At 66.9% G+C, this 13676-nt stretch carries 15 protein-coding genes and 2 pseudogenes; 3 read left to right on the top strand and 14 right to left on the bottom strand.

The window, feature by feature from the left end:
- Positions 1-116: 116 nt before the first annotated feature.
- From ABNX41_RS18470 to ABNX41_RS18510, 9 genes and pseudogenes are all read right to left on the bottom strand, one after another.
- The gene (locus tag ABNX41_RS18470) at positions 117-638 is read right to left on the bottom strand and encodes a L,D-transpeptidase (protein WP_438671187.1); all 522 of its coding nucleotides are present in this window, start codon (positions 636-638) and stop codon (positions 117-119) included.
- A 124-nt stretch (positions 639-762) separates the two neighbouring features.
- A pseudogene (locus ABNX41_RS18475) lies at positions 763-1455 on the bottom strand (cbb3-type cytochrome c oxidase subunit I); the annotation flags it as partial.
- A 160-nt stretch (positions 1456-1615) separates the two neighbouring features.
- Entirely contained in the window at positions 1616-2047 is a 432-nt protein-coding gene (locus ABNX41_RS18480; RefSeq protein WP_438671173.1) for an OsmC family protein, read from the bottom strand.
- A 41-nt stretch (positions 2048-2088) separates the two neighbouring features.
- Positions 2089-2709, bottom strand: a complete 621-nt coding sequence (locus ABNX41_RS18485) for a DsbA family protein (protein WP_438671174.1) — start codon at positions 2707-2709, stop codon at positions 2089-2091.
- Positions 2706-3437, bottom strand: coding sequence for a L,D-transpeptidase (locus ABNX41_RS18490; RefSeq protein ID WP_438671175.1), 732 nt, complete (start codon positions 3435-3437; stop codon positions 2706-2708). The genes ABNX41_RS18485 and ABNX41_RS18490 overlap by 4 nt, the downstream gene beginning before the upstream one ends.
- Positions 3434-4240: a TlpA family protein disulfide reductase gene (locus ABNX41_RS18495; protein WP_438671176.1), complete on the bottom strand. Its 807-nt coding sequence runs from the start codon at positions 4238-4240 to the stop codon at positions 3434-3436. Before ABNX41_RS18495 ends, ABNX41_RS18490 begins: the two co-directional genes overlap by 4 nt.
- A complete protein-coding gene (gene dsbD, locus ABNX41_RS18500; protein WP_438671177.1) occupies positions 4240-6048 on the bottom strand; it encodes a protein-disulfide reductase DsbD in 1809 nt (602 codons plus the stop codon). The genes ABNX41_RS18495 and dsbD overlap by 1 nt, the downstream gene beginning before the upstream one ends.
- Positions 6049-6137: 89 nt before the next feature.
- Positions 6138-6761: a DsbA family protein gene (locus ABNX41_RS18505; RefSeq protein ID WP_438671178.1), complete on the bottom strand. Its 624-nt coding sequence runs from the start codon at positions 6759-6761 to the stop codon at positions 6138-6140.
- 103 nt (positions 6762-6864) lie between these two features.
- On the bottom strand, positions 6865-8253 hold the full coding sequence (locus ABNX41_RS18510; RefSeq protein WP_438671179.1) for an SLC13 family permease: 1389 nt from the start codon (positions 8251-8253) through the stop codon (positions 6865-6867).
- A 77-nt stretch (positions 8254-8330) separates the two neighbouring features.
- Here ABNX41_RS18510 and ABNX41_RS18515 point away from each other — a divergent pair, with 77 nt between their 5' ends.
- The gene (locus tag ABNX41_RS18515) at positions 8331-9146 is read left to right on the top strand and encodes an AraC family transcriptional regulator (RefSeq protein WP_438671180.1); all 816 of its coding nucleotides are present in this window, start codon (positions 8331-8333) and stop codon (positions 9144-9146) included.
- A gap of 87 nt (positions 9147-9233) precedes the next feature.
- Here ABNX41_RS18515 and tsaA read toward each other — a convergent pair whose 3' ends face one another.
- The 4 genes from tsaA to ABNX41_RS18535 form a co-directional block, all read right to left on the bottom strand.
- Positions 9234-9653 carry a tRNA (N6-threonylcarbamoyladenosine(37)-N6)-methyltransferase TrmO gene (gene tsaA, locus ABNX41_RS18520; RefSeq protein ID WP_438671181.1) on the bottom strand — a complete coding sequence of 140 codons (420 nt, stop codon included), beginning with the start codon at positions 9651-9653 and terminating at the stop codon, positions 9234-9236.
- A 10-nt stretch (positions 9654-9663) separates the two neighbouring features.
- A complete protein-coding gene (locus ABNX41_RS18525) occupies positions 9664-10125 on the bottom strand; it encodes an OsmC family protein (protein ID WP_438671182.1) in 462 nt (153 codons plus the stop codon).
- 28 nt (positions 10126-10153) lie between these two features.
- Entirely contained in the window at positions 10154-10525 is a 372-nt protein-coding gene (locus ABNX41_RS18530; RefSeq protein WP_438671183.1) for a DsrE family protein, read from the bottom strand.
- A 348-nt stretch (positions 10526-10873) separates the two neighbouring features.
- Complete coding sequence (locus ABNX41_RS18535) at positions 10874-11776, bottom strand: hydrogen peroxide-inducible genes activator (RefSeq protein ID WP_438671184.1); 903 nt, start codon at positions 11774-11776, stop codon at positions 10874-10876.
- A gap of 105 nt (positions 11777-11881) precedes the next feature.
- Here ABNX41_RS18535 and ABNX41_RS18540 point away from each other — a divergent pair, with 105 nt between their 5' ends.
- The gene (locus tag ABNX41_RS18540) at positions 11882-12529 is read left to right on the top strand and encodes a peroxiredoxin (protein ID WP_438671185.1); all 648 of its coding nucleotides are present in this window, start codon (positions 11882-11884) and stop codon (positions 12527-12529) included.
- 179 nt (positions 12530-12708) lie between these two features.
- Here the strand turns inward: ABNX41_RS18540 and ABNX41_RS18545 are convergent.
- Positions 12709-13083 (bottom strand): annotated as a pseudogene (locus ABNX41_RS18545) (transposase); the annotation flags it as partial.
- Positions 13084-13332: 249 nt separating this feature from the next.
- On the opposite strand from ABNX41_RS18545, the gene ABNX41_RS18550 reads away from it, so the two are divergent.
- Positions 13333-13676: hypothetical protein (locus ABNX41_RS18550; RefSeq protein WP_438671186.1), on the top strand; the 344-nt coding region annotated here is incomplete at its 3' end.

The raw sequence follows: 13676 nt of genomic DNA on the forward strand, positions 1-13676 counted from the left end.
TTGCGCATCCGCGCTTTTCTGTGCACGATTCCCGGCCTTTCAGGCATCGGAGAACCCGCCGGAAGATCCCGGCGGATACCTCCTGCACCTCCGACCTTAAGCGAGCCTGAAGGGCATCAGAGAAGGCGGACCTTTGTTCCGACCCGGACCACAGCGAACAACTCGGCCACATGTTCATTGTAAAGCCCGACGCATCCGGAAGAGGACGGCCGTCCGATTTTCCGCGTGTCGTGGGTTCCGTGGATCAGATAGGCCGGCCAGGACAGATACATGGCATGGGTGCCAAGCGGATTGCCCGGCCCCGGCGGCATGTAGGCAGGCAGATCCGGGTCGCGGCGGCGCATGTCCGGCGTGGGTGTCCAGTCGGGACCGACGCGTTTTCTGACCACCTCGGTATAGCCGCGCCTGGTCAGTTCCTCGCTCATCGGGACGGTCGTGGGGTATAGCCGGTAGTCCGTGCCATCGCCCGACCAGTAATGGAGGGCGCGCGATGTCAGGTCGGCCACGATCACGCCGTTGCCGAGACTGTCGAAATGATCGCGCCAGTCCCGGGTGCGGAAACTGGAGGCATTGTGGCGCACGGGGCCGGTCTCGGCACGCAGGATGGACGGGGCACCAAGAGCCATGAGACCGGCCATCCCGATACCGAAAGCCTGACGGCGTGTGGGTTTGCTGCTCAATTTCGGATTCCTTCTTCGGATTGGTGGCCTGATGCCACCTTGTCGGCCGTGAATGGCTCGTGCGCCTTAACCCTGCCTTAAGGCAGGGAAACCAGACCATTGCGGCAAGGAAATACCAGCCGGTGACATAGATATGGTCCACCTCGCGCGCGCGGGCGGTCTTGACCAGCGGGATGACGAAGAAGACGCCGGCGATCACCAGAAGGATGTCGAGCTGCCAGGGGAATTCCAGCCATTCCTCGCCATCGGTCCAGCCGTTGGCGAAGGCGACCGCGCCCAGCAAGAGCGCGATGTTCCACAGCCAGAAGCCGATCACCGGAAGGCGCGGCGACCGAAGCTGCGTGCGGAAAATGCGCGGCAGGATCCAGAACATGCAGCCGATGCCGATCTGCGACAGCCAGCCATAGGCGACGATGTTCAGATGCAGTGCCCGCACCCGCCCGAAGGTCAGGGGTGCTGCCTGGTTCAGCCAGTCGGGCCAGTGCAGTTTCAGCGACGCGATGACGCCGAAGGTGGAACCGACCACCAACCAGAAAATCGCGCCCAGGATCAGCAGCCGCACCGGCCGGGCGGACACCCTGTCGATGCCCGTGGTGTCGAACAGATGCGTCCCGTCGGTATCCGGCGCGTCCGCGCCCGCCTTTCCGAAGACCGTGGCCGCATGGCTGCGGTCCAGCGCGAACTGCCGCGTGGCGATTGCCCAGATCAGAAATCCCAGTGCCAGCAGGGAGACCACGAAGCTCAGGGCGAGCAAAAGGCCCATTGTGATCGGCATTGTGGTCCGCCCTCCCCGTGCGTCCCGGTGCGTCCGGGACACGGTCGGGAAAGGCCGGGCGGACTCACGCGAATCTCGTGCGTGAGTCCATGTCGGCAGCGGAGCTTAAGCCAACCTTAAGCCATGCGGCATCCGGTCGCGCCGGGCGAGAAAAAGGCTCTCAGCCGCGGGTGATCGAATGGGTCAGGGTGATCCCGACTCCCGCCGATTTCAGCAGGTTGCCTATGCTGCAAGCCGCTTCGGCCTTGTCGATCAGCCGCACGATGCGGTCGTTGGTCACGGCGGTCCCGGAAAGCGGCAACGTCAAATGATGGATGATCGAGATTTCGTCCGCACCGCCGCCATGAGCCGCGGTTTCGACCGAGATTCCGCCATGCTCGACGCCGGAGGCATCAAGCACGGCGACGAGGTTCAGAAGCAGGCATTCGGCAGCCGAGGCGGCCAGAAAGCTCTTGGGGTCCATACCCGCCCCGGTTCCGCCATTCCTGGCAGGAATGGCAAGATCGGCGCCGATGCGGGCAGAGGAAATCCGCCCGCCGCCGGAGCGCCCGCCGCTCCAGGACAGGGTGAGGATGTTATGCGTGGCCGTCATGGAATACCCTTCGTGAAACGTGTCGCGGCGAATCCGCGGGATCAGCCGCGTTCCCTCATGATGGCCTCGCGGATGATGGCGATGTCATAGGCCCCCGCCATGAGGGTCCAGCCGACCAGATAGGCCGGGGTGCCCCGCAACCCGATGGCACGGGCCTGCGCTTCGTTCCGGGCGACGAGACCCGTCCAGCGCGCCTCGTCCTGCGCGAAGGCGGCAAGGGCGGTGGCCGGGTCCACACCTGCCGCGCGGACGGCCTCGTCCATCGCCTGCGCCTCGATCCGCCGGCCCTCGATCCGCATCAGCGCCTCATGCGCGGCCTCGTACTGTCCGAGGCTTGCAGCGCCGAGCCCCAGTTTCAGGCCGTGAAAGGACGTCTCCCCGAAGATCGGCCAGTCCTTCATCACCAGGCGGATATTGCCGTCCGTGCGCACCATATCGAGCAGCTCAGGATGACCCCTGCGGCAGAAGGGGCATTGGTAGTCGTAGAATTCGACCAGGGTGACATTGCCCTCTGGATTGCCGATCACAGGCTGGTCCGGGTCATGGGTAAGTTCGCGCCGGAAGGCTTCGGCGTCGGCATCCTGTGCCCGGATCGGCCCCGCAGCCAGAAGAAGGCCGCCGCCGATGGCCGATCCGATCAGGGTTCTGCGCGTCAGTGTCATGTTGCGTCTCCTTCGTGGAATGCGGTTGGGGGAAGCGGCAGTCCGGGAGGCACGGTGCCCTTGCCGCTTTCGGCTTCGGTCAGCACGACGACGCGGGTCCCCGATCGCACCAGCGATTCCAGCTCGATCACGTCCTGGTGGAACATGCGGATGCAGCCCGCCGAGGTGGCGTTGCCGATCGAGCCCATGTCCGACGTGCCATGGATGCGGTAGAAGGTGTCGCGGTTGCCCCGGTGCAGGTAGAGCGCGCGGGCGCCGAGCGGGTTGTTCAGCCCGCCTTCCATGCCGTCGCGCAGGGGGCCGTACTGGTCGGGGAACTCGCGGATCATGTTGTCGGTCGGCCGCCAGCTCGGCCAGTCGCGGCTGTAGGGGATATGGGCGGTGCCGGCGAAGGCGCGCCCCTCGTCGCCCACCGCCACGCCATAGCGGATCGCGCGGTTGCCGGGCTGCACGTAGTAGAGGAACCGCTGCCAGGGGTCGACGACGACGGTGCCGGGCGGTTCGTCGGTCCAGTAGTCCACCTCGCGCCGGATGTTCCGCTCGCCGAGGTATTGCGCGGGGACGGCCGGAACCTCGATCCCGCCATCCTGCAACGGGCCGTAATGCGCGGCGACTTCGGGCGCCAGCGCGGGTTCCGGCGGCGGCACCGGCGCCGGGGGCGGTGTGCAGGCGGCGAGCGTCAGCAGCAGCGCCGCGACAGGCGCCAGCCGGGCAGGGGGGAGCGTCATTGGTGGCTTTCCTTCAGATCGCGGATCCCGGCCAGCAGATGCGCGCGCGATATCTCGCCCATATGGGCCGCGCGCAGCCTGCCGTCCGCGCCGATGAACAGGGTCGCCGGCAGACCCATGGCCGCGAAGTGGCGCATCATCTGTGACCCCGGGTCCATGACCGGGGCAATGACGATGTCCTCGCGCGACAGGTAACGGCGGACGGCTTCCGGCCCCTCACCCTGGTTGACGAAATACATGTCCACATCCGTCAGGCCCGCCGCCACCTCGGCCATCATCGGCATCTCGCGGCGGCAGGGCGGGCACCAGCTGGCCCAAAGGTTGATGACGACGGGTCGGCCCTCCCAGTCCGCGGGCGAGACGGGATCGCCCGACAGCGTCGCCAGCGCCATGTCCCCGAGCGGGGTGGTATCCATGCCCCTGGCCAGCTGGTGCGTCACGTTCCAGCCGACGAAGGCGAAGACCAGCGACACGATGGCGGGCCCGACAAGGTCGGGCCGCCGCCACAGGTGCCAGGCCGACACGGCCGCAAATCCCGCCGCGCCCCAGGCGGGACTGAAGCCGCCCTGCCAGAAGGCAAGGATCGAGACCGGATCGGCCAGGTAGACGTCGAGGTTCCCGAGCACGAAGCCCAGCCGCGCGGCGAGCGCCGCTCCGAGCGCCGCGGCGCCCGCCCAGTTGGCGATTGCGGGGCCCCTCCTGCGGGCGATGATGGCGGTGGCGACCAGCAGCACCAGCAGCGCCGCCAGAAACGGCGCGCGATCTGCCGAGAACACGAAGGGCCCGAGTGCGAAGCCCCCCATCAGTGCGCCGTCTTCGCCAGTTCGGCCGACTGGCGGATGTCCCCCGCCCGGATGGTGCCGATCAACCGGCTGTCCGGCGCCTCGCGCCGCGCGGCGTCCAGAAAGACCATCGTCGGCGGACCGGCCGCACCCAGGTCCCGCATCAGCGTCCGATGGGCCTCGTCCAGCCGCGTCACGTCCGCCTTCAGGAGCAGCATGTCGCCCAGCGCCGCCCGCACCTGCGGGTCGGGCAGGACATCGCGCTCGATCACCCGGCAGATCGTGCACCAGTCGGCGGTGACGTAGATCAGCACCGGCTGCGCCGGCTCGCCTGTCAGGGCGGCGGTCAGGGTGTCGGGGCTGGTGATCCGTGCGAACTCTGGACCTTGCGCCGCCTGCGCCCCGCCGCGCGCCAGAAGCGGTGCGAGCGGGCGCAGCGGATCGTGCCCGCCCAGCGCCGCCCCCACGCCCAGGATTGCGGCGGCAAAGAGCGCCACCACCCCGCCGCTGCGCATCAGCCGCGGCACCGCGGGCGCGTCACGCTCCAGCCGGTCGAGCGCCCCGAGGAAGACCGCCACCCCCGCCAGCAGCACCGCCCAGAGCGCCAGCACCAGCGGCCCCGGCAGGATGCGTCCGGCGAGCCAGATCGCCATGCCGAGGAAGACCACGCCGAACAGCCGGCGCATCGCCTCCATCCAGGCCCCGGCGCGCGGCAGGACGCCGAGGCCGAAGGTCCCCGCGACGAAAAGCGGCGCGCCCTGTCCGAGGCCGAGCATGAAGAGCGCCGCCGCGCCCAGGGCGACATCGCCGGTCTGCGCGATATAGAGGAAGGCCCCCGCCAGCGGCGCGGTGACGCAAGGCCCGACGATGAGCGCCGAGGTGAAGCCGAGCCCCGCCGCCCCGGCCACCGAGCCGCGCCGGCCGCCGCGCGAAAGCCGGGCGGCAAGTCCGCCGGGCAGACTCAGGTCGAACAGGCCGAAGCTGGACAGTGCCAGCGCGACGAACAGCACCGCCACCGCACCCACGGCCCAGGGCGATTGCAGCACCATCTGAAGGTTCTGCCCCGACCAGCCCGCCACCGCGCCCAGAGCCGCGAAGGCCGCTGCCATTGCCAGCACATAGGTCCCCGACAGCATCGCGCCGCGCGCGGGCGTCAGCCGCTCGCCCTGCCGCGCCAGCATTCCGGCCAGAATCGGCACCATCGGAAAGACACAGGGCGTCAGCGCCAGTGCCAGCCCGAATCCGAAGAAGGCCAGCAGCACCAGCCCCGCGCCGCCCCGGCTGGCAAGACCGGCGAGCATTTCCCCGCCCTGCGTCAATTCCATCCGTGGCGGGGTCTCGGCCTCTGCGGCCATCCGGCCGGGCTCCGACCCGCCCGGCAGCTCGGGCAGGCTCAGGCTGCTCGTCACCGGCGCGTAGCAGATGCCGTCCTCCTGACAGCCCTGCCAGGTGACGCGGACCTCGCCCCCGGCGCGCGGCAGCACGGCGGAGGCACTGCCGTAATAGACCTCGACCTGACCGAAGCCGGGGTCATCCTTGATGCGTCCCGCAAAGGTCTCGACCTCCAGCAACGCGCCCTCGGCCGTGCTGGCGGCGATCTGGTCGCGGTAGAGGTAATAGCCTTCGGCGATGCGCCAGCCGATGCTGGCCCGTCCTTCCTCCACCGACAGCAACTCGATGCGGAAGGCGTCCCGGGGATCGAGCGGGCGGTCGCCGCCACCGCCAAAGGAGAATTGCTGCGCCGCAGCGGGTGCCGGGGCCAGAACAAGTGCCAGAACAAGCGCGAGAACCGGGACGGCGAAGGCCGGGAAGAGGAAGGACTGTTTCATGATGTCTGCTGTGTAAGGCGCGGCTTAACCGGGCCTTAAGCCGGGCCGCCCGGCATCGGACACGAATACGTGAGAGGCTGCGCGGTGGCTCACGACAGGTCCTTGCGGGCCTGCGCGATCAGCCGACGCAGATCCGCCCGGGACTGCTTGCCGAAGAGCCCTCCGTTGCCCGCGATGAAGGTGGGCGTTCCCATCAGCCCCATATGATCCCCGAGAGCCATGGATTGCGCGATATGCCCCGCGACATCGGCCGAGTCCATGTCGCGGCGCAGGCGTCCCGTATCGAGCCCGACCTCGGCCGCGACCTTCATCGCCGAGGCTTCCTCCGCCCGCCCGCGGATTGCCATCAGGCTGCTGTGGAACTCCCAGTACTTCCTCTGCTTCAACGCGGCGAGGGAGGCCCGGGCGCAGAACTCCGATCCCGCGCCGAAGATCGGCCATTCCCGCAGGACCACGCGCAACCCGGGATCCCCGGCGATCAGCCGCCGGATCACCGGAACCGTGGTCCGGCAATGCGGGCAGTTGTAATCGAAGAACTCGGTCAGCGTGACATCGCCCCGGGCATTGCCCAGAACCGGCGAGAAGGGTTGCCGCTCGATGGCCTCGCGCAGCTCCTCGGGCATGGGATTGCCCTCGGCCAGACCCGCCTGCGCGCCTGAGGCCAGGGCCAGGCCTGTTGCCAGCCCGAGCCTGGTGAACTCGCGTCGCTTCATTCCGTGCATGATCCGTCCTCCGGGAAGTTGTGCACCAAGGCTGCGCCCGCCTCTGGCCCCTGCGCCTTAAGTCAGTCTTAAGCCCGGCCGGTCAACGCGCGGATCACAATGCGCCCAGCAGTCTCCACCACAGGAAATCCAGCGGCAGCAGCACGAGGAAGGTGATCGCCGCCAGCGGCACGGTGATGCGCAGAAGGTGGTTCAGCCGCTCGCCCGACATCTGCATGGCAACGACCAGCGGACCGACCTGATAGGGAAAGATCACCGTCGAGAACCCGATAACCTGCGTCATCAGAACCGTGTTCAGATCGAACCCCGTCTGCGCCGCCAGATCGCCCGCCATGGGCGTCAGCACCGCCGGAACGCCCGGTACCGTGGTGACAAGCCCGGTCATCGCCGACATCAGCGAGAGAGAGGCGAAGTTCACCGCATCCGCGCCGGGCGCCAGCGGCAGGACGGCGATCAGCCACTGCCCCAGTATCGCGCCGAGGCCGGAGGCGTTGACCAGCGCGCCCAGCGCCAGCGCCCCCGCGACGAACAGCAGCATCCCGAAATCGACCGAGGCCTTGAAGGCAGGCGGCGTCACGATCCCCACGCCGGGCAGCAACAGCAGCACCGCCGCGACAAGGCCGATCCATGCCGAATTCACCCCGTGCAGGCTGTCGGTCATCCACAGCGCCAGCGTCGCCGCAAGGATCACCGCGACCCGGATCCGCGCCGCCCCGCTGACGGGTCTGTCGGCCTTCGCGGCCTCGCGTGGCGGCAGGGGCGCGCCGGGCGTCGCAGGGAACATCCACAGCACCAGCAGGACAACCGCCGCCGCCTTCAGCAGCCCGAGCACCGGGAAATGCAGCAGCAGATAATCCATATAGCCGAACTGCATTCCATGGATCGTCTCGGCCGCGCCCGACAGCACCATGTTCGGGATGTTCGAGGGCAGGATGGTGAAGCCCGGCATGTTGGTGCCGATCGCCAGCACGCTCGCGATGCCGATCCGGCCCTTCGACCCGGGGCCGAAGCCCATCCGCTCGGCCAGCGCCATCCCAACCGGCACCATCACCACCGCGCGCCCGACGGAGGATGGCATCACGAAACTGAGCAGGACCGAAACCGCCATCAGCCCGCCGATGAGGCGCGGATAGCTTCCGCTCAGCAGTGGTGCGAGCCCGCGCGCCAGCATCGCGCCGATTCCCGAGATCGAGATCGCCGCCCCGATCACGAAACCCGAGACGATCAGCCAGACCGCCGTCGACTGGAACCCCGCAAAGACCAGATCCGGCGGCGCCAGACCAAAGACCAGCAGCACCGCGAAGAAGATCAGGCTGGCAAGATAACCCGGCACGAGACTGGTGCCCCACAGGACAAGTGTCACCAGCACGATACCGAGGATGCGCGCCTGATCCGGCGCCAGCATCGGAGGCGCCGCCACGGCCAGCACCAGCGCGACGAGCACGGCGAGAGCCAGAAGGAGATGTTTGGCCGAGAAGGTCATGGAATTTCTATCCGAGCAGATGAACGGGGTCCGCCTTCGGTCTAGCCACGGCACGGCTTATGTGCCAGACCAAGATCATGCCAACAGATGTCGCCAACCCGCCAGATTTCGAGCCGTCGGATATCGCTTTCACGATGGATCCGGCCCGTCCGATCCTGACCCATGGCCGGGTGATCGGGGCAGGGCGCTCGGTGCGCCCGCACAGCCACCCGCGCGGCCAGCTTCTGTGGGCGATGCGCGGCGTGTTGCGGGTGGCCAGCAACGCCTGCATCTGGCTGGTGCCGCCCAGCCATGCGGTCTGGATCCCCGGGGGCATGGAGCATCAGGTCACCATCGAGTCCGAGGCGGAACTGCTGAACATCTATGTCGACCCCTCGGTCCCGGTGCGCGAGACCAGCCATCCGTTGCCCTGCTGCGCGGTGCTTCTGCTGACGCCGCTGGCGCGCGAGATGATCCGCAGGCTGGGGGAGGCCGACACATCGGGCCCCTTCGACGACCGGCTTGTGCGGTTCTGCGCCGTCCTGCTCGACGAGCTGCGCGACCTTGCCGAGGCGCCGCTGAACCTGCCCGGTGGTCGGGACGACAGGCTGACCCGGGTCACGCGGCACCTGATCCGCCATCCCCACGAAGCCTCGCAACTGACCGAACTCGGCCAGATCGCGGGGGCCAGCCCGCGTACGCTGGAACGGCTGTTTCGCGCGGAGACGGGGCTCAGTTTCCGGCAATGGCGGTCGAAGCTGCGGCTCCTGAACGCGATCGAGGCGCTGAACCGCGGCGAAAGCAGCACGACCATCGCCTTTTCCATGGGATACAGCAGCCCCAGCGCGTTCATTGCGGCATTCCGCGAAGCCTTCGGCACCACGCCGCAACGGTTTCTGACCAGCGGATCGTAAACACGGTCGCGGCGAAGCAGGTGTCTTGCTCCGCTCCGCCGCAACCGCTCCGAACGGTCTTCGGGACGCTGAAGACCGCCGGAACTCCTATCGCTTCGGCACGCCGCCACGGGACACCGGCTTGATGTCGATCAGCGCGGTGCCGTCGAGACAGTCGAGCGCGCCGACGACAAGGGTATTCCCCTCGACGGCAATCAGCGGCACCCGCGACAGCGCGACCGGATTGGGCCGGTGCGGCGAGCGCATCGCGAACACGCCCCTTTCCGCCTCGTCATGGGGGCTGACCGAGCGCAACACGTCGCGCGGCGCACGGTCGAACCAGTAGAGCAGGTCGAGTTCGGGCGCTTCCAGGGCGAAAAGCCCTTCGGCGTACTCCGGCAGGATGTCCAGCCGCGCCGTTCCCCCGTCCCGTCCCGGGCCGCCCGGGCAATCGTCGAGCGTCTGCCATGGCGTACGGATATGGCCGATCGGCCGCAGCATCATCTGGCTGTCCATGCCCATGCTCATGCCCCTCGCATCAGGCCGCCTCTGCCACGGCTTCGCGCGTGATGATCTCGGCCTCACCTTCGAGCAGCTTGTGGACGGGGCATTTGTCGGCCATGGCAATCAGAAAGACACGGTCGTCCGCACTCAGATCGCCGGTCAGAGTCACAATGCGCTCGAAGGCATGCGGTTTTTCCTCGGCCGTTGCCGGATCCGCACCCATGCTCATGGGCGGTGCGCGCAGGTGCCGCACCTCGACCGAAACTTCCTTCAGCGCGATTTTCTTGCGCCCGGCCACCATGCGGATGGTCATGGTGGTGCAGGCGCCGAGACCCGCCATTACCAGTTCGAACGGATCGGGTCCGGTGTCCTGGCCGCCGTAGGTGCCCGGCTCGTCGGCACCCAGTATATGGTGACCCACGTTGATATACTGGCCGAAGGGGCCGAAACCGCTTTCGCGGGCCTTGACGACATTGCGTTGCGGAGCATTGCTCATGGCGTTCCCAATCCTGGTCTTTTTGCGTTCAAGTGATCTGGAGCGAACCCTTCGCCGCCATCATCAGGTCGATGACCTCCGGCGCGGTGACGATCTCGTAGCCTTCCACCATCTGTCCGGCGGTATAGCCGTTGTGGATCATGCAGGACTTGCAGATCCCGATCCGGCCGCCGCCGCCGAGGAATTTCTCCAGCAGATCCGGCACCGGCTCGAAAGGCTTGCCAACGTCGATGCCCTCGGTCGCGCCGGGCAGGCCCAGTTCCACGGCCTCGACCATCAGGAGCACCATGGCACCATGTCCCTTCTGCAACGCATTCAGCGCCATGGTGAACGCCACGGTGACCTTGGCCGGGTTGGCGCGGCCATCGAAAAGCGTAGCGACGAAATCTGCGGATTGCATGGAATCCCCCTGTGCCATCTGGCGGAACGGTTCTTGCCGGATATGTCACCCTGCCAAGGCGGCGTGCCTGTTCGATGTAGGGGCAAAGAAAGCGATGCAGAAGATCGCCGGCCTGCCATCATATATCGCCAGAGCGACAGATCTCCACGCCATCCCGCCCGCTTTTCGCAGGGTCCGCAGTCATTCCCGTCCGCTCGGTCTTGTGCTGCCGGACATGATCGGGGCGGCCGTGGATCGGCTGAAGAGCACGTCTTCGCCGCACACTGTCCGGGTAGAGGTATTCCTGTCACGAGAACCCTGTCCGGCATGTGCCGACATATCGGGACATACGCGAGCTGAAACCATGTTTCAGGCAGAAATCGTCGCAGCGTGCACCTCTCGAAACAGCGCGGATATCTGCCGGAACGCCGCCGCATGCGGCGATCCGGGTCGCCAGGCCAGCACCACCCTGCGCGGGCATGCGCCGGGCAGCGGCAGAAGCGCGATCTCGTGCCCGCGCGACGCGCCCGCAGCGATGGCGAGATCCGGCAGCAACGTGATGCCCAGGCCTTCCTCCACCATCGAGATCAGCGTCGGCAGGCTGGTCGCGGCGAATGTGTCGTCGGCGCGCAGTTCTATCCCCGGAAAGGCCGACAGAGCATGGCGCTGGAGGCAGTGACCGCGCTCCAGCAACAGAAGCGGGGTGCGTGACAGATCCTCCGGGGCGGCGGCACCCCTGGCGGCGAGGAGATGGCTTTTGCTGACGGCAAGCTGATAACCATCCGAAAACAATGGCTCGACGACCGCGTCGCCCAGATCATGGGGAAGCGCGACCAGGATGATGTCGAGGCGCCCCTCGGCCAGGCCGGCGGCGAGGCTTTCGGTCAACTCCTCGCGGAGGAAGATGCGCAGCTCGGGCCAGCGGCGGCGGATCCGGGGCAGGGCGCGCGGCAACAGGAATGGACCCACAGTCGGGATGGCGCCAAGACGGACCTCGTTCTGGAATGCACCGCTGTGCTGGCGGGCAGCCGTCTCGATGTCTTTCACATCCACCAGAACCCGGCGGGCACGGGCGACGATGTCGGCACCCGCCGGGGTCAGCATGACCGACTGCCGGGTGCGCTCGGCCAGCATCACGCCCAACCGGGCCTCCAGCTCCTTCAGCCCGGTCGAAAGCGTGGGCTGGGTGACGTTGCATAGCTCTGCCGCGCGCGAGAAGTTCAGCGTGTCGGCGAGCGCAGTCAGAAAGCGAAGCTGGCGAATGCTGGGCATGTTATTGAAATTCCGAATTACAGTTAGTCTTATAATCAATTTCATTTATGCCTGCAAACCCCCTATGTCGGGCACATCGCAAACACGAGCCCGAAAGGTTTCCAGATGTCCGAAGCTTCCGCAGCGCCCGCCTTGCCGCGCCTGAATGAGCCTGCCCCCGATTTCGATGCCCCCACCACCCACGGTCGCAAGACACTGGCCGATTTCCGGGGCAAATGGCTGGTGCTGTTCTCGCATCCGGCCGACTTCACCCCCGTCTGCACCACCGAATTCATCGGCTTCGCCAGGTTGCAGGAGCAGTTCGCGGCGATCGATACGCAATTGCTGGGCCTGTCGATCGACAGCACCCATTCGCACATCGCCTGGACGCGCAACATCAAGCAGAACTTCGGCACCGAGATCGGCTTTCCGATCATCGCCGACCTCAGCATGAAGGTCGCCCATGACTACGGCATGATCATGCCCGGCGCCTCGGACACCGCGGCGGTGCGGGCGACCTTCGTGATCGACCCCGAGGGCGTGCTGCGTGCGATGCTTTACTACCCGATGAACGCGGGCCGCTCCGTCGCCGAGATCCACCGCCTCGTCGTCGCGCTGCAGACCGCCGATACCAATGCCTGCGCCATGCCCGAGGCCTGGGTGCCCGGCCAGCCGGTCATCGTGCCGCCGCCGAAAACGCCGGAAGAAGCCGAGGCCCGCGCCGCCGAGGGCTATAATACGGTCGACTGGTATTTTTCGACGCGCACGCTCTGACTAGCGGGGCAGGGGCCGTGTGCCCCTGTCCGGCCTTCCCCGGCGAAAGTCCGCGCCCTCACCCCGGTCCGCATCACCAGAAAACTGTTCGACACAGACCAGTTCCCGGCGGATTACATCCCCCGGATGGGGGGCACGATGGTCGATGCCCCCTATGGCGCGAAACACGGCCAGCCCGGATAGCGAAAGCATGTCTCGCCGACACCAAAGGCCCGACAGGCCAGTGCGATGCTGACCTCCTTCGTCGCCACAGCCTTCTCGGCCAACTCGCGGCGTTGAGCTGGCCGCGTCATTTTTTCCAAGGGCTTCCTTGAGCAACTCGGCCTGCATGCCGAAGGCTCGGCGAACATGCGCTTCAGCCGCCGGTTCTCGTCTTCCAGAGACTTCATCTGGCTCATCATCGACGAATCCATGCCGCCATACTTCGAGCGCCATTTGTAGAAGCTCGCCGTGCTGATCCCATGTTCCCTGCAAAGTTCAGGGACGGCCACTCCGCTTTCGGCCTGACGAAGCACAGCTATGATCTGCGGCTCGGTGAAACGGCTCTTTCTCATTCGAATCTCCTCAGCTCACGGCTCACGAGAAAATTCTACTTATGCAGCCCCTTAACCACGGGGAGGATTACCGGCAATGCCACCGAGGGGGAGCAACTGCCCGGCCTGTGGCTGTCCAACTTAATGACCAGGATCGTTGTGGCCGTGGCCCCTCTGGGTGGCATGCGACAAAGCGCCACTTCCGGATATCGCGTGTTTGAATGTTCGCATATTCGTATATCGTGTGGATGGAATTTTGGAGGAACTCTCATGAGAAAACTGATTGCCGCATCCGTCCTGGCGCTGGCCGCGGCGTTGCCGGCCGCCGCAGATGATGCGCGCAGGCTTGTCACGATCGTCACCGCCCCCGAGCCGCAGACCCAGCTCATGGCGATGGTTCTGACCATGAACGCCGTCGCGGCGGGCGCGGATGCCCAGATCCTGTTGTGCGGGCCTGCCGGCGACATCGCGCTGCGCGACGCCCCGGAAAGCGCCACGGCCGGACAGCCGCCGCGGGGCGCGAGTCCGCAGGGGCTGATGCGGCAGATGATGGAACAGCACGGCGTCGGGGTGCAGGTCTGCGCCATCTATCTGCCCGGCAAAGGGGCGGATGC

This window comes from Pseudogemmobacter sonorensis (assembly GCF_042762395.1).
GTDB classification, from domain to species: Bacteria; Pseudomonadota; Alphaproteobacteria; order Rhodobacterales; family Rhodobacteraceae; genus Pseudogemmobacter; species Pseudogemmobacter sonorensis.

Bases quoted from the DNA above. Each gene is read 5' to 3' on its own strand.
- ABNX41_RS18470 (WP_438671187.1), bottom strand. From the start codon at position 638: ATGGCCGGTCTCATGGCTCTTGGTGCCCCGTCCATCCTGCGTGCCGAG.
- ABNX41_RS18480 (WP_438671173.1), bottom strand. From the start codon at position 2,047: ATGACGGCCACGCATAACATCCTCACCCTGTCCTGGAGCGGCGGGCGC.
- ABNX41_RS18485 (WP_438671174.1), bottom strand. From the start codon at position 2,709: ATGACACTGACGCGCAGAACCCTGATCGGATCGGCCATCGGCGGCGGC.
- ABNX41_RS18490 (WP_438671175.1), bottom strand. From the start codon at position 3,437: ATGACGCTCCCCCCTGCCCGGCTGGCGCCTGTCGCGGCGCTGCTGCTG.
- ABNX41_RS18495 (WP_438671176.1), bottom strand. From the start codon at position 4,240: ATGGGGGGCTTCGCACTCGGGCCCTTCGTGTTCTCGGCAGATCGCGCG.
- dsbD (WP_438671177.1), bottom strand. From the start codon at position 6,048: ATGAAACAGTCCTTCCTCTTCCCGGCCTTCGCCGTCCCGGTTCTCGCG.
- ABNX41_RS18505 (WP_438671178.1), bottom strand. From the start codon at position 6,761: ATGAAGCGACGCGAGTTCACCAGGCTCGGGCTGGCAACAGGCCTGGCC.
- ABNX41_RS18510 (WP_438671179.1), bottom strand. From the start codon at position 8,253: ATGACCTTCTCGGCCAAACATCTCCTTCTGGCTCTCGCCGTGCTCGTC.
- ABNX41_RS18515 (WP_438671180.1), top strand. From the start codon at position 8,331: ATGCCAACAGATGTCGCCAACCCGCCAGATTTCGAGCCGTCGGATATC.
- tsaA (WP_438671181.1), bottom strand. From the start codon at position 9,653: ATGAGCATGGGCATGGACAGCCAGATGATGCTGCGGCCGATCGGCCAT.
- ABNX41_RS18525 (WP_438671182.1), bottom strand. From the start codon at position 10,125: ATGAGCAATGCTCCGCAACGCAATGTCGTCAAGGCCCGCGAAAGCGGT.
- ABNX41_RS18530 (WP_438671183.1), bottom strand. From the start codon at position 10,525: ATGCAATCCGCAGATTTCGTCGCTACGCTTTTCGATGGCCGCGCCAAC.
- ABNX41_RS18535 (WP_438671184.1), bottom strand. From the start codon at position 11,776: ATGCCCAGCATTCGCCAGCTTCGCTTTCTGACTGCGCTCGCCGACACG.
- ABNX41_RS18540 (WP_438671185.1), top strand. From the start codon at position 11,882: ATGTCCGAAGCTTCCGCAGCGCCCGCCTTGCCGCGCCTGAATGAGCCT.